The sequence below is a fragment of the Oceanidesulfovibrio marinus genome (assembly GCF_013085545.1).
GTDB classification, from domain to species: Bacteria; Desulfobacterota; Desulfovibrionia; order Desulfovibrionales; family Desulfovibrionaceae; genus Oceanidesulfovibrio; species Oceanidesulfovibrio marinus.
On the sequence record NZ_CP039543.1, the window covers coordinates 4327220 to 4346934 of the forward strand.

Genomic DNA, 19715 nt, shown 5'->3' on the forward strand with positions numbered 1-19715 from the left:
TGTTGTGTCCACTGCTCAAGTCTAGGATGTAACGCGTTTCTGTAACACTTTCAAGGTGTCCGTCCTTCCTGAAAGTGCTCATCGTCCAATTCGAATCCCTCTTTATCCTCCGAACCAGCGGGCTAAGCATATTGAGGCACCTCACGGCAGAAGGCCTGGAAGCAACTTCAAGGCGGTCAAGTCCAAGCAGCGCGCGTGCTTATCGACAAGCTTGAGGCCACTCAGAAGAAGGTGGAATAATGGACAGCCGGCGGAGAAGGTGGAATGCGTCAGAGAGCCCCGCTGGAAGCCGCAGCCCTCTTGGATTTCGGCTGGGCCGCAACCACGCTCTTATGCAGAGAATCGACCGGAAGGTTCTTGCGCCAACCCTTAAATGCAACGACAGCTGGAATCCGTGTGTTCAGCCTACCCTGAGAAATAGATTCCACTAAGCCCTGCAAGCGCCACGATGCAGCCAAGATAATACAATGGCGGCGGTGTATGGCCTTCCAGCCAGCGAGCGAAGGGGACGCTGACCAGTGGCGCGGTGGCCGCTATGGTCTGCACTAGGCCGGGCTGCATGGTTTGCAAGGCCCAGATCAGACAGGTCACGCCGAGGATGGGACCGAACAGGGCGTTGAGCCCGACCCACAGCCAGGCCTGTTCCGTCCGTTGCGGAGAGCTGTGCGTGGCCGCCTCCTCCGGTTCATCAGTTCCTTTGAGCAGAAGCCACAGCAGCAATGCGATAGCCATGCCGCCGAGCAGGCGCATGAACGCCGCTGTGGGCAGGTTGGGGATTTCTCCGGCCAGCTTCAGTGAAAGCAGAGCCTTGCGGCTGATCGTGATGCTCACAGCTTGGCCCAGCCCGGCCAGGACAATCCAGGCCGTGCCGGACAACACGTCGTGGCGCTTTTCGGTTCTCAGGATGTAGGGGAGAAGGCCCAGGCCGACGCCTGTCAGGACGATGAAAGCCGATATAAGTCCCTGAAACGGAATGGCGTCCTGGTACCAGGCCCAGGCCATGACAGCTGCGTTCACGGCGGCGATACTCTCCACCAGGAGTGCGGCCAGCGGCGCGCCCAGCCGGGGCAGGGCCAGGAACATGCACATGCCGCCGAGGCCGAAACCGACGGCGCCCGCTATGATGAACCACATTGCCTGGCTGTGCAGACTTCGACCGAAAAGGAGTGTCCACAAGCCCAAGATGCTGGCGGCGACAACCAATCGCCAGAGGTTGGCCCTGACGACGCCGAGTATACGGATGGCGCGGTTGGCGCAGACCGGTGTGATGCCGAAGAACAGGGCGGTGAGCAGGGCGCCGGGCATGCAGAGACTGGCGGCTCAGTCCAGAGCCAGAGCGGCCGCAGCCGGGCTCTGCTCAGACAGCCGGATGCCGAACGGACGAACCACACGCTCAAGCACGCCCTGGACCTTGGAAATGGCCACGCCGTAGTTGGTTACGGGCACGCCACGTCGTTGGCACTCGCGGATGCGGCGCAGCATGGCCGCGCGGTTGAGCATGCATCCGCCGCAGTGCACCACCAGGGCGTACTGCTCCAGATCGTCGGGAAAGTCGTTGCCGGCCGCCATCTGGAAGTCCAGGTCCAGGCCCGTGTACTGGGTGATCCAGCGGGGGATCTTGACCCGGCCAATATCGTCGGCCACCGGGTGGTGCGAGCAGGCCTCGGACATGAGCACGCGGTCGCCTTGACGCAGAGAGTCTATGGCATTGGCCCCGTGCACCAGCGCCGGCAGGTCGCCCTTGTAGCGGGCAAAGAGAATGGAGAACGTGGTCAGCGGTATGGGCTCGGGTACGTCGCCGTCCACTTTGAGCACTGCCTGGGAGTCCGTAACCACCAGGGCGGGCGGCCGCTTGAGGTTGGCCAGCGCCTCCTCCAGCTCACGCTCCTTGACCACCACGCCCAGCCCGTCGGCGTCCAGGATGTCGCGCAGAACCTGGACCTGGGGCAGAATCAGCCTGCCCTTGGGCGCGGCCAGGTCGATGGGCGTGACGCAGATGGTCCATTGGCCCTCGCTGATCAGATCGCCCACCAGGGGCGGCTCCTGCCGCAGCTCCGGCGGAATGGCGTCGATAATGCCGCGCTTGAGCGCGTTCATGCCCTGGCCCGTGGCGGCCGAGGCAATATGGTATGGGATGCTGCGCTCCCTGAAGAAGGCGAGATCGGCTTCGCGCGGCGGCTGGGTGTCGCTCTTGTTCAGCACGGCCAGGCACGGCACGCCGAGCTCGCGAAGCTCCTCCAGCACGGCGCGTTCCGGATCGTCCACACCGTGCTCGCCCACCACCAGCAAGGCCATGTCCGCCCGGGTGAGCACTTTTCTGGCGGCGCGGATGCGCAGCTCGCCCAGCTTGCCCACGTCGTCCAGACCGGGAGTGTCGTAAAAGGTCACCGGGCCCAGCGGCAAGAGCTCGTAATGCTTGGCCACGGGGTCGGTGGTGGTGCCCGGCGCATCCGAGACAATGGCGATGTCCTGCCCGGCCAGGGCGTTGATGCACGAGGATTTGCCTGCGTTGCGCCGGCCCACCAGGGTGATGACCAGACGCACGCCGCGGGGAGCCTTCTCAGCCATGGTATGTCGCCTCCTGGTACTGGAACGTGCGCGGCGACGGCCCATGGTCTGTAGATGGCGTCAGCCCCGCAGTCGCGATCGTCTTCTTGACGGAGATCACCAGCTCGCGCACGTCGTCGTTCGCGGCGTTTTTGCCGGGGTAAATGGTGTAACCGGCGCGCACCCGGCCCGGCGTGATGGTGGGCATGATGACGTTGGCTCCGGCCTCCAGCCCCATGCCCCGGCCCTCGGGCAGGGCGACCTCCAGGGCGCTGGACGCCGGGATGTTGCCAAGTGGGGCGATGAGCCGCATGAGCGCCATGAACCGCAGGGTCAGGGCAATGCTTCCAGGTTCGGAACCGCCCAAGGGCGTGTCCGGGTGCGGCAGGAACGGTCCGGCCGAGAGCATGTCCAGATCGAGCTCCCGGAGCAGCCGCAGGTCGCAGGCCAGGTCCTGTACGGTCTGGCCGGGCAACCCCACGATGATGCCGGAACCCGCCTCGTATCCAAGCTCCTGCAGTGTTTGCAGACAGCCCAGCCGGGTGCACAGGGTGCCGCCTGGCCGGACATCCTGGTGCAGCACGGGGTTGGAGGTCTCGAACTTGAGCAGATAGCGGTCCGCGCCACAGTCGCGCCAGAAGGCAAGCTCGTCGCGCGTCCGCTCGCCCAGGGAGAGGGTCACGGCCAAGCCCAGCCGCTCCTTGATGTCGCGGATAATGGCGCCGATGGTCTGCTTGTCGTAGTGCGTGTCCTCGCCGGACTGCAGAACAACGGTGCCCAGGCCCAGAACGGGCGCCTGGGATGCGGCGCCCACGATCTCCTGCGGCGTCAGCCGGTAGCGCTGTGGCCTGTTGTTTTCCGCTCGTAGACCGCAGTATGTGCAGCGCCGCCTGCAGTGGTTGGAGAACTCCACTATGCCGCGCAGATAGACGTCCGAACCGAATATGCGCTCCCGTGTCTCGCGCGCGGAAGTGAACAGACCGGGATCGTCCGCGCCTTGGAGAAGCTCCATGATTTCAGTATGATTGAGATGCGAGCCGTTGATAGTCATGGAATGTTGAACCCCTCGAAGTCTTCTGACGTGAAGCCCAGCTTGCGCATGCGGCCTGGAGAAATCAGCCGGCGCAGACTCTCGGGCTCGGCCAGCCCAAGCTCCAGGCAGGCCTGTTCGATGGTCAGATCCTTGGTCCGCGCGTGCTCTACGATGCGCTCCACCACGGCGTAACCGAGCAGGGGAGTGAGCGCCGTGGCCAGGGCTCTGGATGCGCCCAGGTTCGTGCGGCAGCGCTCGTTGTTTGCGGTGAGACCGCGGATACACTTGTCGTTCAGCAGCGGAATAACGTTGGTGAGCAGGGTCAGGGACTCCAGGATCTCGGAGGCGATGAGCGGCATGAACTGGTTGAGACCCAGCGTGCCGGAACCGACGGCCATGGCCAGGCACTGGTGGGCGGCCATGACCCGGAGCGCGGCCTGTGACGCGGCCTCGGGCATAACCGGGTTGATCTTGCCCGGCATATGGCTCGATCCGGCCTGCAACGGCGGCAGGCGCAGCTCGCCCAGCCCGCCGTCCGGTCCGCTGGATAGAAGCCGCAGGTCGGTGCACATCTTGAGCAGATTGGCGGCGCAGGCCGAGAGGATGCCCGAAACCTCCACGAAACGGTCCATGTTCTGGGTCGCGTCCACCAGGTTCTCGGCGCGGGATACAGGCAGGCCCGTGACCTGCTTGAGCTCCTCCACCACACGGAAGATGTAGTCGCGCGGTGCGGCCAGACCTGTGCCCATGGCCGTGCCGCCGAGATTGACCTGCTTGAGTCGCTCGCGACACTTGAAGATTCGCCAGCGGTCGCGCGCCGCGGCTTCGGCAAATGCGCCGATGGTCATGCCCATGGTCATGGGCAGGGCGTCCTGGAGCTGAGTGCGGCCCAGGCAGAGCACGTCGGACAGCTCCTGCTCCTTGTACTGCAGGCTCTGTTGGAGATCAGCCACAGCCTCTTCCAGCTTTTTGAGCAGGGAGAGGCAGGCCACGGCCAGGGCCGTGGGAAACACGTCGTTGGTGGATTGGTGGCGGTTCACGTGCTCCAGTGGGTGGATCAGCGAGGAATCGCCGGGCGCACCGCCGCGCAGCTCGGCGGCGCGGTTTGCCAGAACCTCGTTGACGTTCATGTTGGTGGAGGTGCCGGCCCCGCCCTGGAACGGGTCCACCAGGATGTGCTCGTGCAACTCGCCTTCGGCCATCTCCTCGCAGGCCTGGCAGATGGCCCGACCCACATCCTGATCCAGATAGCCAAGGGCCAGATTGGCTCTGGCGCAGGCCAGCTTGACCTGCGCCAGGGCTGTTATGAACGCATCTGGCCAGCGCCGCCCGGAGATTGGGAAGTTCTCCAGGGCGCGCAGAGTGTGAATGCCGTGGTAGGCGCCCCGGGGGAGAGTGCGCTCCCCCAGGGCGTCACGCTCTGTTCGTTCATGCATGGTTCGATATCGTAGCGATCTCGGACTGCATGCGGGACTGCGTGTCCATGTCCAGCTGACGCGCCTCGCTGATGCCCACCAGCAGGGTCAACCCGCCGCCCAGGGGGTACTTCAGGGCCAGGGCGCCGCATCGGCTCGAAGCGTCCGGATTCGGCGCGGCGTATACGCATTGGGTCGTCTTTCCATCGGAAACCCAGACGCCGCCTGCATCATGGGCTTCGGCAAAGGCAGCGATCCGTTTGATGGTCGCGTTGCTCATACAGATGGCCATGGGGCAGCTCCTTCAGTGCAAGATGGTGGCGCGCGATCAGTAGTACAGGTCCCGTTCCCCGTGTTGGATACGGTCCAGCCGCCTGACGAGGGAGCCCTTGAACTTCGGATCGGGGAATGAGTCCACCTCCTGGTTCAGCAGGGCCATACCAGCGTCCCTGGTGCGCTCGGAGGCGTAGTCTTCCAGGTACTCCTTGAAGGTCAGCAAGCCGTTGGGCAGGCAAAACTTCTGGATGAAGCCCTGCTTGGCCAGCTCCATGAAGTGCTCGCCCGTGCGGCCCAGGCGGTAGCAGGCCGTGCACCAGGAGGGCACGTAGCCGTGCTCCGTGACGATGGAGTGGATGACCTCGTCCAGGGAGCGGCTGTCGCCTACGCAGAACTGTTGAACATCCGGGCGGTCGTAGTTGGGGTCCTGGTAGGCGCCGGGATAGGTGCGCGACCCGGCTGAGAGCTGGGAGACGCCAACCTCCAGCAGCTCCTTACGCAGCTCCGCCGTCTCCCGCGTGGTCAGGATCAGGCCGGTGTACGGCACGGCGATGCGCAGTACGGCCACGATCTTCTTGAACTGGTGGTCCGTAGTGGGGTGGGGCGGGTTGAAGGCCAGCTCGGAGCCGAGGGCCGGCTCGATGCGCGGGAAGGAGATGGTGTGCGGTCCCACGCCGAAGTCCTTTTCCAGCTGCAGGGCGTGGTAGAGCAGACCGAGGACCTCGTAGGTGGTGTCGAACAGGCCGAAGAGCACGCCCTGGGCCACATCATCGATGCCGGCTTCCTGTGCCCGGTGCAGGGCGTGGAGCCGCCAGAGGAAGTTGGTCTTCCGGCCGGCGTGGTGCACGTGGGCGTATGTCTTCTGGTGATAGCTTTCCTGAAAACACTGGTAGGTGCCGATGCCCACCTCGCCGAGAGTCCTGAACCCTTCCACGTCCAGAGGTGCGCAATTGATGTTCACCCGGCGGATCTCGCCGCTTTTTTCCGAGGTCACATCGTACACGGTGCGCACGGTATCGGCCATCCACTCCGCGCCCAGCTTGGGATGCTCGCCATAGACCAGAAGCAGCCGCTTGTGGCCGATATCCTCCAGGGCCTCCACCTCCTTGCGCAGCTCGTCCATGGTCAGGGTGCGGCGCTCCAGGTCCTCGTTCTTTGCGTTGAACCCGCAGTAGGCGCACTGGTTGCCGCACTCGTTGGTTACGTAGAGCGGAGCGAAGAGCACGAGGCGGTTGCCGTAGATGCCCTTCTTGATGGTCCTGGCCGTTTCGAAAATTTCCTCGTCCAGGTCCGCGTCCGTATTCTTCAGCAGCACGGCGGCTTCGTGCGGGGAGAGCCCTTTTTTCTCCAGGCCCTTTTCCAGAACATCCCGGACAAGGCCGGGCGCCGGGTTCTCGGCTCTGGCGATGTCGTCCCAGATGCGGCCTTCGTCGATGAAGTTGTGCAGCTCGCGACTCAGAATTTCGACAGTCATGACGGTCCCTCCTGTTTAGACCACGAACGATTTGACGCGAACGCCTTCGAGCATGCCCAGCTTGCCGGTCAGGGCGCCGACCTCATCTGTGGAGGCCTCGATGATCAGATTGATCACGTTGATGCCCTTGTCCCGAAAGGGCAGGCCCATGCGACCCACGATGAGGTCGCCATGCTCGCTGAGCAACTCGTTCACACGATGCGCCGTTTTTTGTCGTTCCTTGATGATGATTCCAATGATCCCGATCCGTTTCTCCATATCGACGATCTCCCCGCGGGTTGCGAGAACGCAGTTCAGAGGCGGATGGACCGGCGTTGGTCCGGATGGGGACGGAGGGAGAGAACCGAAAGCTGCCGTACGGGCGGGGCAAGAGCGGAATTCAGTCCTCGCCCTGAGGTTCAGGTGACCCCTTCCCGCAGGCTGCGTTTCTCCAGGTGAGCAGTACGTGAAGTAGCAGCTACGCCTTTCAGTGTCACGTGTCAAGAATTAGTAGCACTAAAAACAAATGAAATTAAATTTCATATTCATATAATCATACAAAAAAATCGAGCTGATCTTGAGTCTGCATGCCAGGGATCGGTTTGCCTACAGGAGCTCAGCAAGTACTTGGCTGGTATCATGCCTGGGCTGAACGCCATGCTTGATTGTTTTCGGAATTGAGCGTAATTGCGATTGTGTTACGAAATTTTAAAAAGTATGCAGAAGGGGGTATGGTTTATCATGCGGCCCAAGACAGGGTCTTTCGCACGCTGCCAGAGCGATACGCCGCCTTCGAGGACCGCATGCGTCGCCGCCTTTGGCGATATCCTCTACCATGGGAGCGCTCTAGGCCTCTACATTATCGAGGCCATGCGCCAAGAAGCGCCTACCCCTTCCATTGAGCTCGCCTATCTGGGTGACGAGTACGCAAGCCTTGCGAGCATGCTTTTTGAAAAGGACCTGGGCGTTGTCGTGCATTGGCTCCCGGCGCGGAGGACGCCCCTGCGCGTTCGCACGATGGATACCCGGGAGTTCTTCACATTCGCCGCGTCCGGCGAAGAGTCCGCCTGCGTGCTCCGACCTTTGTCCAGGGTCGTGCAGGGTATCTGCCTGGCGGACTGCATGCCTGCCGAGCTCGTTTTTTTGCTGGTGGAAAGCGGGATGGAGGAATCGCACGCCGACGTGCGGCGCGTGGTCCGAAGCGCCGTGTGTCGCACCATGGCCGTGTTGCGCGCATCCGGCTTCCACAGCGGCCAGGGCGCGCCGTTGGCCAGGATATACGGCATGCCCTGGTTGAAGATCGCATTGTGAAGTGACTGGCCTGCGCCGGGTCCGCTGATTATGTGGTCCCGGCGCTGGCATTCAACCTCAGCAACTCCAAACAAGGAGGAGACCCATGCGCGAGATGGAAGGAGTCTTCTATCAATCCACAGCATCCGGCGCTATCGATCCGGACAAGACGTACTTTGTCCAGGTCGATCTGGACAAGTGCCAGGGCTGTGGAGCGTGCGAAGAGGTGTGCGGCACGGGCGCCATCCAGTCGATTAACGACGAAAACAAGCATCAGGTCGTTGATCCGGTGGCCTGCATGAACTGCGGGCAGTGTCTGACCAACTGTCCCTTCGGCGCCGTTTATGAAGGCGTGTCCTTTGTGGATGAGATCTTCGAGAAGATCAAAGACCCGAACACGGTGGTGGTGTCCATGCCCGCGCCTGCCGTGCGCTACGGCCTGGGCGAGTGTTTCGGCTACAGCACGGGCACTTACGTGGGCGGCAAGATGCACGCGGCGCTGCGCAAGCTCGGCTTCGACCTGATCTTCGACAACGAGTGGACCGCGGACGTGACCATCATGGAAGAGGGCACCGAGTTGGTCCAGCGAGTCAAGGAGCAGGGCACGCCAGATGCGCGGCCCCTGCCGCAGTTCACATCCTGCTGTCCGGCCTGGATCAAGTTCGCCGAGACCTTCTACCCGGACCTCTTGCCGAACATGTCCAGCTGCAAGTCGCCCATTGCCATGCTGGGACCGCTGTCCAAGACCTACGGCGCCGAGGTGGGCAAGGCCGAGCCCAAGAACATCTATACGGTCTCGATCATGCCGTGCATCGCCAAGAAGTTCGAGGGATTGCGCCATGAGATGGACGCCAGCGGCTTCCGGGACATCGACGCGACCATCAACACCCGCGAGCTCGCATACATGATCAAGAAGGCGGGCATCGACTTCAAGTCCCTGCCGGACGAGAAGCCCGACCGCGAGCTGGGCGAGTCCACCGGCGGCGCCACCATCTTCGGCTGCTCCGGCGGCGTTATGGAAGCAGCGCTACGCCTGGGCTACGAGGTGCTCTCGGGCGAGAAGCTCACCAACCCGTACATCAAGGCCGTGCGCGCTCAGGAAGGTGTGAAGGAAGCGGCGGTGGACATCCCCAACTTCGGTCAGGTCAAGGTCTGCGTCATCAGCGGACTGGCCAACACCATTCCGGTGCTGGAGCAGGTGCGGCAAGGCAAGTCGCCCTACGCCTTCATCGAGGTCATGGCCTGTCCGGGCGGCTGCGTTAACGGCGGCGGTCAGCCCATCGATCCGGACATCCGGGCATCCCTGTTCAGCAACACCATCGCCCGCATCAACCGGCGCTTCAGAATGCGCTCCATGGCGTAAAGGAGGGAATGCGCGATGAAAGACTTCACCAGGTGCAGCAGACGCACCATGCTCAAGTTCGCGGCCGTGGCTTGCGGCTACACCGTGCTCGGTCTGAACATCACCAAGGAGGCCGTCGCCGCGGCGGCGAACTTCGTGACCAAGCGGCAGCAGGCCGTGTACGCGGCGGACGCCAACGACAAGCTGTATGCAATCAAGAAGTCCCAGAACAACCCCATGATCGAGCTGCTGTACAACAAGGACAAAGGCTTCTTGAAAGACGGTCCCTGCAGCCACGAGTCGCACCACCTTCTGCACACCCATTACCATGACCGCAGCGAAGCCTTGAGCGCCCTCAAGTCCAAGGGCGTCAAGCTGGCGATCTAGGACCGCAGACGGCATCAGCGATTCCAACGCGCTGGACCGTGATCCTCGCCTGAGCGACCTGAGAGAAGGAACTCTTCTGACTCAAGGGTCTTTTTCCTCCTGAAATTACTCTGTCGTTCCTGAGCCCATCCAGGCGCCCATTGCTAATAGTCCGCCGAGCATTGCTCCGTCCGTAATAGACCGGCATCACAAGCTGTTCCCAGAGTGAGCGCATGGGGCTGTATCCCTGTCTAATGACATGTTTTTTTGAATTGTAAATAATAAATTTGACTGAAAAATAAATTAAGCTTAATCCGTAACACAAATTTCAGATTAATCAGCGTAAGAATAGATCGAACAGGAGACTCTCATGACCGAACGCCGTTTTGCTCCCTGGTTGTTCGCCGTATTTGCATTGCTGGCACTTATGCTGCCGCAGCCATTGCAGGCCGCACCTCCGGAAGGCGACGATGTGCTCGTCTACTCCTGGAACTCCAACGTTGGGCCACTCAACCCCCACACGTACTCGCCCAGCCAGATGTTTGCCCAGGCTATGGTCTACGAGCCGCTGGTGCGCTACCAGGCCGACGGCACCATCGCGCCCTGGTTGGCTACGTCCTGGAAGATCAGCGAGGACGGCAAAGAGTACACCTTCACACTCCGTAAGGACGTGACCTTCTCCGACGGCCAGCCCTTCAACGCCGAAGCGGTCAAGAAGAACTTCGATACAATTCTCCTGAACCACAAGAACCACGACTGGCTCGAACTGGTCAATCAGCTTCATGCGGTGGAAGAGGCCGGCGGCCAGGCTGTGACCGTGATCGACGATCATACTGTGAAGCTGACTCTGAAAGCCCCATACTACCCGATCCTCCAGGAGCTCGCGTTGATCCGGCCGGATCGTTTCCTCTCCCCGGCGGCCTTCCCCGAGAGCGGCGATACGGCCCAGGGCATAAAGGCGCCCATCGGCACCGGCCCCTGGAAGCTCGTGGAGATAGTCAAGGGCGAGTACGACGTCTTCGAACGCAATGACGCGTACTGGGGCAAAAAGCCGGCCATGAAGTATCTCGTGGTCAAGGTCATTCCGGACTCCAACGCCCGCGCCGTGGCCTTTGATACCGGCGAGATCGACCTGATTTACGGCGCCGGAGGGCATGGCGGCGGCCAGCTCGGTCTGGACACCTTCCAGCGCTACCAGCAGATGGGCAATGTCGAGGCGTCTGTTTCGCCGCCGCTGGCCACACGGGCCATGGCTTTGAACACGAAACGCTTTCCGACCAATGACCTTGTTGTGCGCCGGGCTATCCTCCACGCCGTGAACAAGCCCGCCATGGTCGAACATATCTTCCTGGGAGTGGAGTCGCAGGCGGACACGCTGTTCGCGCCTTCCATGCCATATTGCGACCTGGGGCTTGCGCCCTATGACTTTGATCCGGCAGAGGCCGAGGCGCTGCTTGACAAGGCGGGCTGGACCCTGGCCAAAGACGCCGAGTATCGCACCAAGGACGGCAAAGAGCTGGCTCTGGAGCTTTGCTTCGTGGGCAACGACGCTCTGCAGAAGTCCGTGGCCGAAGTCATCCAGGGCGACCTCAAAAGAATCGGAATCAAGGTGAGCCTGGTAGGCGAAGAGAGCGACTCCTTCTACACACGCCAGATGAACGGCGAGTTCGGAATTATCTTCGGCGAGACCTGGGGCCCGCCCTACGATCCCCACTCCTTCTGCAGCTCCATGCGCGTGCCATCCCATGCGGACTACCAGGCCCAGCTCGGTTTGCCCATGAAGGCCGAGATCGACGAGAAGATCGGCCAGGTGCTCGTGACAGTGGACGAGAAAGAGCGCGCGGACCTGTACAGGGACATACTGACCACGCTGCATGAGCAGGCCGTGTATCTGCCGCTGACCTACATGACCTCCATCATGGTGCACCGGCCGGAGCTCAAGGGAGCGTCCTTCGGTCCCACCCAGCAGGAAATTCCATTTGAAAGTATGGAAAAGAAGTAACGCATGTTCCGCTACATCCTGAAAAGGATGGCGTTGTTGCCGCCAATACTCCTGGCCGTGTCGCTGGTGGTTTTTGCCATTCTGCGGCTCGGCCAGGGGGACCCGGCCATGGCCTATCTGCGCTTGTCCAACATTCCGCCCTCAGAAAAAGCCCTGGCCGTGGCGCGCGAGGAACTTGGCCTGGACAAGCCCTTTGCCGTGCAGTACGCGCACTGGCTCGGCAAGGCCGTGCAGGGCGATTTCGGCCGTTCCTACGTGACCAAGAACCCGGTCCTTGACGAGATATTCTACTACCTGCCCAATACGCTGATCCTGGCCGTCGCGTCCCTTGTACTCACCTTGTTGTTGAGCGTGCCCATGGGGATGGTATCGGCTTTGAAAAAGGACAAGTGGCCGGACAACCTGACCCGTGGGCTCAGCTTTTTCGGCGTATCCATGCCCAACTTCTGGCTGGGCTTCATCCTGGTCTGGCTCTTCGCCATCAAGATGGGTTGGCTGCCGCCCATGGGCAAGGGCGGCCTGGGCCATATGGTGATGCCGGTGGTGACCATGTCGCTTATGTCCCTGTGCATCAACACGCGGCTTATCCGCGCCAACATGCTGGACAACATGCATTCGCGCTACGTGCTTTACGCCAGGGCCAGGGGGCTGCCCGAGTCCGTGGTCATCGGCAGGCACGTCATGGCCAACTCGCTCATCCCGGTGATTACGGCCATCGGCATGCACGTGGGCGAGCTTTTCGGCGGAGCGGTCATCGCCGAATCCATCTTTGCCTGGCCCGGCGTGGGCCGGTATGCGGTCTCGGCCATCTACAACCGCGACTACCCAGTCATGCAGTGCTTTATCCTGATCATGACCACCATCTTCGTGAGCATGAACCTGGTGGTGGACATCTGCTATGCGTGGCTCGATCCGCGCATACGTTTCGAGGGGAACTCCCGATGATGCCCGCAGGCCTGAAGCGGCTGGCGCAGCGGGGGCTCGTGGGCTTCGCGCTGGCCCTGGTTCTGTTTATCGGCGGAAGCGCAATCTTCGCACCGGTCCTGACTCCATATGACCCGACCGAAGTCAACCTGGCGGACAAGTTCGCCGAGCCAAGCGCCGAGCACCTGCTGGGCTGCGACCACCTGGGCAGAGACGTGGTCACGCGTCTGCTCTACGGCGCGCGGACCTCGCTGGGCTCGGTTATGGTCATCGCCGGCGTCATCCTGCTGCTCGGGTTCTCGGTAGGCGCAACGGCCGGCTACGTGGGCGGGGCCGTGGACTCCACGCTCATGCGCATCTGCGACGTATTCCTGACCTTCCCGACCTTCATCCTGGCCATGTTCATGATCGGCGTGCTGGGCACGGGCATCGTCAACGTGATCATCGCCATCGCCCTCACGCACTGGGCCTGGTATGCGCGGATCATCCGCAGCTTCGTGCTATCACTCAAAAACCGGGAGTACGTGCTCGCGGCGCGCGTGGCCGGCACCGGACGGTTCATGACCGTGGCCCGGCATGTGCTGCCCCCTGTGTTCGCCCAGCTGGCCATTCTGGCGACCCTGGATATCGGCCACATGATGATGCACGTCTCCGGCCTCTCCTTCCTCGGCCTCGGCGTCACACCGCCCATGGCAGAGTGGGGCGTGATGATCGCCGACGCCCGGCAGTTCGTCTGGACTCATCCCGAGCTGATCATGTACCCGGGGCTGGCCATCTTCCTCACGGTTATGGCCTTCAACCTTTTGGGCGACGCCTTGCGCGACGCGCTGGACCCCAACACCGCCGACCACCATGTGGTGGACCATGCCGTATCCGATCCGGCGCCGGCCCACGACGGTCTTCTGGAGGCGCACTGATGGCAGGGAACAACGAGCACGGCACGAGCCCGTATCTGGAGGTGGAGGACCTCGCCATCTCCGCTGCTGGCAAGCAGTTGGTGCGGGGAATCAGCCTTACTGCGGAGCGGGGCAAGGTCACGGGCCTCGTGGGCGAAAGCGGCAGCGGCAAGTCGTTGACCTGCCAGACCATCATGGGCCTCGTGCCCAGGGGGCTCCGTGCCTCGGGCAGCATCCGTCTGGGTGGTGAGACCATGCCCGTTTCGTCCGGAAACACCGCCAGGGCGCGCCAGACGCGGGGCAAGCGGGCGGCCATGATCCTGCAGAACCCCATGAGCTGCTTCGACCCGGTGTTCACCATCCGGGCGCACTTCAAGGAGACGCTGGCGGCCCACGGCGCGGCGGCAGCGGAGAACGGGCCGGAGCGCTGGCGCACGTCTCTGGTGGAAGTGGGCTTCCCGGAGCCGGACTCCATCCTGCGACTCTATCCATTCCAGATGAGCGGCGGCATGCTCCAGCGCGTCATGATCGCATTGGCTCTGCTGCTGGACGTGGATTTTCTCCTGGCCGACGAGGCCACCACGGACCTGGACGCCGTGTCCCAGGCCCGGGTGCTTGATCTCATCGAAACTCTCATGCGCCATCGCAATCTGGGTGTGTTGTTGGTTACGCACGATCTTTCGGTCATCGCGCGGCTGGCCGACCAGGTGCTGGTCATGCACAACGGCGACATCGTGGAGCGGGGCGGCGTGCACGCGATCTTCAACGCGCCGCGCCATGAGTACACAGCCTCGCTGCTGCAGGCGCATTACAGATTGTATGGCATGGAAGCCCCGCGAGCTTCGGGCCCGGGCAGCCGGCTGTCCATGAACTGAGACATCCGGCCGCTCTATCGCCTACGAGCCGGCAATCCATGGAGCACAGATATGGCAATCATCGAAGCCCGCAACGTGACCAAAACCTACCGCCGGGGCGGATTCTTCAGCAGCGCCGAGATCGTGCCCGTGCTGCATGGCGCGGACTTGCGCATCGAGCAGGGGGAGTGCGTGGGGCTTGTAGGCCGTAGCGGCTCGGGCAAGTCCACTTTGGGTCGTATCCTGCTGGGCCTGGAACAACCCACAAGCGGGGAGGCGCGCATCCTGGACCGTCCCACCACCAACGGAGGCCGGTTGCAGGTGGATCGCGAGCAACGCCGGGCCGTGCAAGTGGTGTTTCAGGACGCCATCGGCTCGGTCAATCCCAGGCTTACGGCCCGAAGCATCATTGCCGAACCCTTGCGCAACTTCGAGAAATTGCGTGGCGCAGCACTGGATGCGCGGGTCGCTGAGCTGTTGCAACATGTCGGGCTAAGTCCTGATGACGTGGCAAAGCACCCCTCGCGCTTCAGTGGTGGCCAGCTGCAGCGCATCTCCATTGCCCGCGCTCTGGCCGCGCGGCCGCGCTGCATTATTCTGGACGAGGCCGTATCCAGCCTGGACATGCTTGTGCAGGCCCGGATTCTCGATCTGCTCGACGATCTGCGCACGAAAGACGGTGTGTCCTACCTCTTCGTAACCCACGACCTGCGGCTGGTGCAGCGGTTCTGCGACCGCGCCGTGGCCGTGGAGCAGGGCAGGCTCGTGGACTTCGACCATACGAACTTCCGCGCCGCGGCCATGCCCGGCTCCCTGGGTGACCTTGCCGCCGCCATGCTGCCGGCCATGCCAACCCAGGACCCCGCCCAAAAAGGGACGGACGGGGCCATGAGCTGAGGCAAGCGGTCGCAACGCTAGAGGGCCAGTGCGCGACGTGAGCATCGTGCCTGGGATGTTGTTGCATGTTGTACGCCCTAGTAGGACGAACAATCTGCAACATCGTGGCCGATCATTGCCCCAGCTGCGGCACCAACGGGTGGCGTCGTCCATGATCTCACATCGCACCGCCTTCCCTCCAGGCCAGCAAGGTGGCAGAACACTCCACGCTGTGGCCCGTGCCGGACTATCACGGTTCATTTCGGTGTCCTGGACCGATGCTGGAAGCCCCCCACGGGGGGAAATGGGCCGCACGACGTATAAAAAGAACCGCTCACATTTTTATGCCCTGAAGAATTCGGCTAGTTGTCCTTGGCTAGATGGTCCAGGTCAAGACCCCGGTATTGAAGCCTCTGCATTGCCTCGTTGAGCTTCTGGAGGAAGTAGCCACGGCCATAGCGGTCCGACATACCTTCTTCGCCATGCCCCTGGAGCGCGTCCATGATCTCCTTGGAGATGTCCGAGTCGCGGCATGCATCCTCGAAGCAGTGCTGGAAGCTATGGAAGGCGTTCTTCTTGCTCTTGACGCCAGCGTTCCGCAGGAGACGACTGAACCATTTCGAAAACGGTGACGAGTAGTAGCCGTCCTCTCCCATGAGCAGGTCCGGGAAAAGCCGCTTGTCGCCCTGCTGGCTGCCTGTAGCTCTCGTATCAGCTTCCGCCAGCTTGGGGAGGACTTGTCCAGTCGGATGTTGATGCCGTCCCAGGTAAGGATCTCTTCAGCCTCAGAGGCGAAGAAGGGGTCAATCTGACCACGGGCAAAATTGTGGCGCGTGAGGCTGTCTATGCCGTCGTTAAGTTCTGCATACTCCTCGAATATCGGGATAGGATCGTAGGAGAGCGGTCCGTCTTCGTCGTAGAAGCCTTTGAGGCGTGTTTCCTCATCCTCTTCAAGGAGGTAGGTGTAGTAGACCTCCCCGATTCGCTTAATCTCGGCGTCTGACAGCTCCTTCAGAGGCGGCTTAGCCTGCTGGGCTAGCATACGCCGGTGCTCATCAAACTGACGGTCAACCGTGGCTGCTGCTACACGGACCTTGCGTACAGCATCCTGGTAATCCTTCGTCTTCAGCGAGAAGGTTTCCTCGGTTTTTGGGTAGGTGTCCTTGATATCAACGGGGATTGCAGCGCGGTGGTAGTAGACACAGCTCCACGCCGAAAAAGTCGGGGGTGTCCGGGCATCTTTTCCATGGCTCCACTGTAACAGTGTACTGGAGCAGTGGAAAGAAAAAAGCCTTGCCTTCCAGTAAGATACTGAGAAGCAAGGCATTAAATTCCGCTGGCGGAGGGAGAGGGATTCGAACCCCCGGACCCCTTGCGAGGTCAGCGGTTTTCAAGACCGCCGCCTTCAACCACTCGGCCATCCCTCCGCGAAGCGCCGGTGTACCGTGTCCCCCGGCAAATGAAAAGCCCAGAATGCATGGGCGTTTCATGCGACGGTGCGCTTGCCTCCGACCATACCCTGTCTGCCCGGCAAAGCAAACGCCCCGGCGTGCCGGAACGCTCTGCATGCTGGGGGACCAGCCCCCCAGTCCTCTGAAATAGGTTCAGGGAGCCCAAGGGCAACGCCCACGGAACCAACTCCGGAGCACCCGGCGGCCAGTCTTTTAATACGTATTGCTCTTGCGTCAAAAGAGCCGAGACAAAGAAAACGTCCCGGCACCGCTCGCTGCAACACCGGGACGCATGTCTGAAGGAACTACGGTACGTATAGTCGTTCCCGGGGGACGCTGTCTCTCAGGCCCACTGCCGGGGAACGCTGTTCCCCGGACCCCAGAAATGGGTACAGGAAGCTAAGCTCCCTGGCGGGGTGCGCGAGGGGCAGAGCCCCTCGGACCAGAAGTTCTGCCTCAGGCTACTCGCCTTTGACCTCCAGGTACCAGCCGCTGGATTTTTCCAGGAGCGAGTTGATGCGTTCGACCATGGCGTAGGGGTCGGTGAGGTAGCCTTCGAGCAGGAGTGAGGATTCGAAGAGCTGCTCCACGGCCGTGCTCAGGTAGGCGTCCTGGGGGTCTTTCTTGTAGACGGCGAGCAGGTTGCGCACCAGCGGGTGGTCCGGGTTGAGCTCCATGGCCTTTTGGGGCGGCTCGGTCTCGTTCTGCAGAGTGCGCATGATCTTCTGCATGTGCGAGGAGATGGAGCCATCCGGGCTGACGAGCACGGCCGGGCTGGTGGTGAGCCGGGCGGAGACGCGGACATCGGTGACGCGCTCGCCGAGGATCTCCTTGATCCGGCCGAGCAGGGCGTCGAGGGTTGAGCGGTCGGCGTCGGAGAGCTCGGGCGCCTGTGTCTTGGCGGCCTCGTCCACATCCGGGAAGGCGTCCAGGTCCTCGGGCTTGACTTGTTCGGCGGCCTGGAGCTGTTTTTCCTTATAGGTGCCCAGGGTTTCCAGCACGAACTCGTCGATGGGCTCGTAGAGGTAAAGGACCTCCAACCCCTTACTGCGGAACATCTCGGTGTGCGGGTTCAGGGCGATGGCTTCGCGGCTGGTGCCGGCGATGTAGTAGACGGCGTTCTGGTTTTCCTTCATCCGGCCGATGTACTCGTCCAGGGAGGTCAGGCCGCTCTTGTCCTCGTGGTGGGAGGAGTTGAAGCGCAGCAGGGGGCCGAACTTCTCGCGGTTGCCGAAGTCGGCATAACCGTGCTTGAAGACCGGGCCATGCGCCTCCCAGAATTCGGCGTACTTCTCCGGCTCCTTCTCGGCCATGGTGGTGAGATGGGAGAGGGTCTGCTTGGTCACGGTGGAGGCGATCTTGCGGATGAGGATGTTCTCCTGAAGCGTCTCGCGGGAGATGTTCAGGGGCAGATCTTCCGTATCCACCAGGCCTTCCAGGAAGCCGAGGTACTCGGGGATGAGCTCGCGGAAGTTCTTGGTGATGAGCACGCGGCGCACGTAGAGGTCCAGGCCGTACTCGCCCTGGGAGAGCTGGTAGAGGTCGCTACGGCGTTTGGGGATGAACGAGAGGCTGGTGAACTGCACGGGCGCATCCACGGAGAAGTGGATCACGTCCAGCGGGGCCTCGGTGTCCAGGGTCTGGAACGTGTAGAACTCGTTGTATTGCTCCGGCGTGATCTGGAACTTGGGCTCGCGCCAGAGGGCCGGGGTGGTGTTCACCTTCTCGTCGTCCAGCAGGATATCGAAGGCCACGAAGTTGGAGTGGGTCTTGATGATCTGCTCCAGACGGTTCTTGTTCAGATACTCCCTGGCGTCCTCGCGCAGGTGCAGGGTCACGCGGGTGCCGCGCTCCGGCGCGTCTGCGTCGGGCTCCAGCGCCTGTACCGAGAAGGTGCCCGCGCCGTCGGATATCCAGCTATAGGCGTGCTGGCCTGGGATGTAGGGCCGGGTGGTCACGGTGACGGTGTCCGCGACCATGAACACGGAGTAGAAGCCCACGCCGAAGCGGCCGATGATGGAGGTGGCGTCGGCAGAGCCTTCGGCTTTGGACTCGGACGCGGCCTCGGCGAGCTTGTTGATGAAGTCCTCGGAGCCGGACTTGCCGATGGAGCCGAGGTTTTCCATGAGCTCGTCGTGGGTCATGCCCAGGCCGGTGTCGGCCACGGTGATGGTCCCGGCGTCCTCGTCCATGGTGATGGATATCTGGAGGGGCAGATCGGGGGCGGCAACCTCGGCGCCGCGGCTCTGCTCGAAGCGCAGCTTGTCCAGGGCGTCGGAAGCGTTGGAGACGAGCTCGCGCAGGAATATCTCGCGGTTGGTGTACAGGGAGTGGGTGATGATGTTCAGAAGCTTGCTGACTTCAGCCTTGAACTCGAACTGCTCGGCGTTGGTGTTGGCCATGGTCGTCTCTCCGGGGCAACGGTTCGTTGTTTGGGGTTGACGGTCGATTGACAGGGTACGGGGCACGCGTGGCGAATGCGTCGCCGGGCGGTGCGGTTGTCGGCCGCCTGTCGGAAAAGTCCATCAGAAATAATCAATTACGGTACATCGACAATACATCCAAGGGCCGCGGACCGCGGCCCTCTCGCTAGCCTCAGGAGAAGCCGCCGGACGGCGCGCAGCTACCGCCGGACATGGAGCCCAGCGAGCCGAGACCCGATCCGGAGCCGGCGCGCACAGTGGGGGCGGACAGGATGCGCGCGGTCTTGGTGGACTTGCACTTGGGGCAGGCCGGCGCGTGGCATTTGCCGTCGGTTTTGGAGGGGCTCACGAGCTCCTCGAAGTCTGTGTTGCACTCAGTGCAGCGATATTCATACAGGGGCATTTCGGTCCTCCGGCTTTAAGTACGAGGGTGCGACAACAGCCATAGGTAAGTCCCGGACCCGGGGTGTCAAGGGCTGTGCAGGCTGGCGGCAGGGGAGTGATGGAGAGCGGCCTGGCGCAGCGTATCGCAGGGTGTTTTTCGGGGTTGGAGCAGCGTGGGGCTGA

Annotated in this window: 18 protein-coding genes, 1 tRNA gene and 1 pseudogene; 8 read left to right on the top strand and 12 right to left on the bottom strand. The window is 62.2% G+C overall.

The genetic code is table 11. The features are described from left to right. Positions 1-405: 405 nt before the first annotated feature. Genes E8L03_RS18965 through E8L03_RS18995 form a run of 7 tightly spaced genes read right to left on the bottom strand, consistent with a single transcriptional unit; the run spans position 406 to position 7003 of the window. Entirely contained in the window at positions 406-1305 is a 900-nt protein-coding gene (locus tag E8L03_RS18965) for a DMT family transporter (RefSeq protein ID WP_171268201.1), read from the bottom strand. A 15-nt stretch (positions 1306-1320) separates the two neighbouring features. Next, on the bottom strand, positions 1321-2568 hold the full coding sequence (hydF, locus tag E8L03_RS18970) for a [FeFe] hydrogenase H-cluster maturation GTPase HydF (RefSeq protein ID WP_171268202.1): 1248 nt from the start codon (positions 2566-2568) through the stop codon (positions 1321-1323). After that, on the bottom strand, positions 2561-3598 hold the full coding sequence (gene hydE, locus E8L03_RS18975; RefSeq protein ID WP_171268203.1) for a [FeFe] hydrogenase H-cluster radical SAM maturase HydE: 1038 nt from the start codon (positions 3596-3598) through the stop codon (positions 2561-2563). The genes hydF and hydE overlap by 8 nt, the downstream gene beginning before the upstream one ends. Then, on the bottom strand, positions 3595-5016 hold the full coding sequence (locus E8L03_RS18980; protein ID WP_171268204.1) for an aspartate ammonia-lyase: 1422 nt from the start codon (positions 5014-5016) through the stop codon (positions 3595-3597). The genes hydE and E8L03_RS18980 overlap by 4 nt, the downstream gene beginning before the upstream one ends. Continuing rightward, on the bottom strand, positions 5009-5287 hold the full coding sequence (locus E8L03_RS18985; protein WP_171268205.1) for a hypothetical protein: 279 nt from the start codon (positions 5285-5287) through the stop codon (positions 5009-5011). The genes E8L03_RS18980 and E8L03_RS18985 overlap by 8 nt, the downstream gene beginning before the upstream one ends. A gap of 36 nt (positions 5288-5323) precedes the next feature. Next, positions 5324-6745, bottom strand: coding sequence for a [FeFe] hydrogenase H-cluster radical SAM maturase HydG (gene hydG, locus E8L03_RS18990; protein ID WP_171268206.1), 1422 nt, complete (start codon positions 6743-6745; stop codon positions 5324-5326). A gap of 15 nt (positions 6746-6760) precedes the next feature. After that, complete coding sequence (locus tag E8L03_RS18995) at positions 6761-7003, bottom strand: TM1266 family iron-only hydrogenase system putative regulator (RefSeq protein WP_144306523.1); 243 nt, start codon at positions 7001-7003, stop codon at positions 6761-6763. Positions 7004-7465: 462 nt separating this feature from the next. On the opposite strand from E8L03_RS18995, the gene E8L03_RS19000 reads away from it, so the two are divergent. The 8 genes from E8L03_RS19000 (at position 7466) to E8L03_RS19035 (ending at position 15295) form a co-directional block, all read left to right on the top strand. Next, positions 7466-8035, top strand: coding sequence for a hypothetical protein (locus E8L03_RS19000; protein ID WP_171268207.1), 570 nt, complete (start codon positions 7466-7468; stop codon positions 8033-8035). Positions 8036-8120: 85 nt separating this feature from the next. Further along, the gene (locus E8L03_RS19005; RefSeq protein WP_171268208.1) at positions 8121-9377 is read left to right on the top strand and encodes a [FeFe] hydrogenase, group A; all 1257 of its coding nucleotides are present in this window, start codon (positions 8121-8123) and stop codon (positions 9375-9377) included. A 15-nt stretch (positions 9378-9392) separates the two neighbouring features. Then, a complete protein-coding gene (locus E8L03_RS19010; RefSeq protein WP_171268209.1) occupies positions 9393-9743 on the top strand; it encodes an iron hydrogenase small subunit in 351 nt (116 codons plus the stop codon). A gap of 349 nt (positions 9744-10092) precedes the next feature. Further along, the gene (nikA, locus tag E8L03_RS19015; RefSeq protein ID WP_171268210.1) at positions 10093-11724 is read left to right on the top strand and encodes a nickel ABC transporter substrate-binding protein; all 1632 of its coding nucleotides are present in this window, start codon (positions 10093-10095) and stop codon (positions 11722-11724) included. Positions 11725-11727: 3 nt separating this feature from the next. Next, positions 11728-12669, top strand: coding sequence for a nickel ABC transporter permease subunit NikB (gene nikB / locus E8L03_RS19020; protein ID WP_171268211.1), 942 nt, complete (start codon positions 11728-11730; stop codon positions 12667-12669). Continuing rightward, positions 12666-13565: a nickel ABC transporter permease subunit NikC gene (nikC, locus tag E8L03_RS19025; protein WP_244963583.1), complete on the top strand. Its 900-nt coding sequence runs from the start codon at positions 12666-12668 to the stop codon at positions 13563-13565. The genes nikB and nikC overlap by 4 nt, the downstream gene beginning before the upstream one ends. Beyond that, positions 13565-14419 carry an ABC transporter ATP-binding protein gene (locus E8L03_RS19030; RefSeq protein ID WP_171268212.1) on the top strand — a complete coding sequence of 285 codons (855 nt, stop codon included), beginning with the start codon at positions 13565-13567 and terminating at the stop codon, positions 14417-14419. The genes nikC and E8L03_RS19030 overlap by 1 nt, the downstream gene beginning before the upstream one ends. Positions 14420-14470: 51 nt before the next feature. Further along, a complete protein-coding gene (locus E8L03_RS19035; protein ID WP_171268213.1) occupies positions 14471-15295 on the top strand; it encodes an ABC transporter ATP-binding protein in 825 nt (274 codons plus the stop codon). 341 nt (positions 15296-15636) lie between these two features. Here the strand turns inward: E8L03_RS19035 and E8L03_RS20925 are convergent, their stop codons facing one another. The 5 genes and pseudogenes from E8L03_RS20925 to E8L03_RS19055 form a co-directional block, all read right to left on the bottom strand. Further along, the gene (locus E8L03_RS20925) at positions 15637-15930 is read right to left on the bottom strand and encodes a site-specific integrase (RefSeq protein ID WP_216367918.1); all 294 of its coding nucleotides are present in this window, start codon (positions 15928-15930) and stop codon (positions 15637-15639) included. 446 nt (positions 15931-16376) lie between these two features. Then, positions 16377-16601: pseudogene (locus E8L03_RS21220) on the bottom strand (DUF6538 domain-containing protein); the annotation flags it as partial. A 10-nt stretch (positions 16602-16611) separates the two neighbouring features. Then, positions 16612-16701 (bottom strand) — tRNA-Ser (locus E8L03_RS19045). Between the two features lie 485 nt (positions 16702-17186). Further along, entirely contained in the window at positions 17187-19127 is a 1941-nt protein-coding gene (htpG, locus tag E8L03_RS19050) for a molecular chaperone HtpG (protein WP_171268214.1), read from the bottom strand. Between the two features lie 193 nt (positions 19128-19320). Continuing rightward, positions 19321-19551 (bottom strand): FmdB family zinc ribbon protein, encoded by a 231-nt coding sequence (locus E8L03_RS19055; RefSeq protein ID WP_144307320.1) that lies wholly within the window; start codon positions 19549-19551, stop codon positions 19321-19323. Positions 19552-19715 lie beyond the last annotated feature (164 nt).

Bases quoted from the DNA above. Each gene is read 5' to 3' on its own strand.
- E8L03_RS19000 (WP_171268207.1), top strand. From the start codon at position 7,466: ATGCGGCCCAAGACAGGGTCTTTCGCACGCTGCCAGAGCGATACGCCG.
- E8L03_RS19030 (WP_171268212.1), top strand. From the start codon at position 13,565: ATGGCAGGGAACAACGAGCACGGCACGAGCCCGTATCTGGAGGTGGAG.
- E8L03_RS18995 (WP_144306523.1), bottom strand. From the start codon at position 7,003: ATGGAGAAACGGATCGGGATCATTGGAATCATCATCAAGGAACGACAA.
- E8L03_RS18980 (WP_171268204.1), bottom strand. From the start codon at position 5,016: ATGCATGAACGAACAGAGCGTGACGCCCTGGGGGAGCGCACTCTCCCC.
- nikB (WP_171268211.1), top strand. From the start codon at position 11,728: ATGTTCCGCTACATCCTGAAAAGGATGGCGTTGTTGCCGCCAATACTC.
- E8L03_RS18965 (WP_171268201.1), bottom strand. From the start codon at position 1,305: ATGCCCGGCGCCCTGCTCACCGCCCTGTTCTTCGGCATCACACCGGTC.
- E8L03_RS19035 (WP_171268213.1), top strand. From the start codon at position 14,471: ATGGCAATCATCGAAGCCCGCAACGTGACCAAAACCTACCGCCGGGGC.
- hydG (WP_171268206.1), bottom strand. From the start codon at position 6,745: ATGACTGTCGAAATTCTGAGTCGCGAGCTGCACAACTTCATCGACGAA.
- E8L03_RS19055 (WP_144307320.1), bottom strand. From the start codon at position 19,551: ATGCCCCTGTATGAATATCGCTGCACTGAGTGCAACACAGACTTCGAG.
- E8L03_RS19010 (WP_171268209.1), top strand. From the start codon at position 9,393: ATGAAAGACTTCACCAGGTGCAGCAGACGCACCATGCTCAAGTTCGCG.
- nikA (WP_171268210.1), top strand. From the start codon at position 10,093: ATGACCGAACGCCGTTTTGCTCCCTGGTTGTTCGCCGTATTTGCATTG.
- E8L03_RS19005 (WP_171268208.1), top strand. From the start codon at position 8,121: ATGCGCGAGATGGAAGGAGTCTTCTATCAATCCACAGCATCCGGCGCT.
- hydE (WP_171268203.1), bottom strand. From the start codon at position 3,598: ATGACTATCAACGGCTCGCATCTCAATCATACTGAAATCATGGAGCTT.
- htpG (WP_171268214.1), bottom strand. From the start codon at position 19,127: ATGGCCAACACCAACGCCGAGCAGTTCGAGTTCAAGGCTGAAGTCAGC.
- nikC (WP_244963583.1), top strand. From the start codon at position 12,666: ATGATGCCCGCAGGCCTGAAGCGGCTGGCGCAGCGGGGGCTCGTGGGC.
- E8L03_RS18985 (WP_171268205.1), bottom strand. From the start codon at position 5,287: ATGGCCATCTGTATGAGCAACGCGACCATCAAACGGATCGCTGCCTTT.
- hydF (WP_171268202.1), bottom strand. From the start codon at position 2,568: ATGGCTGAGAAGGCTCCCCGCGGCGTGCGTCTGGTCATCACCCTGGTG.
- E8L03_RS20925 (WP_216367918.1), bottom strand. From the start codon at position 15,930: ATGGGAGAGGACGGCTACTACTCGTCACCGTTTTCGAAATGGTTCAGT.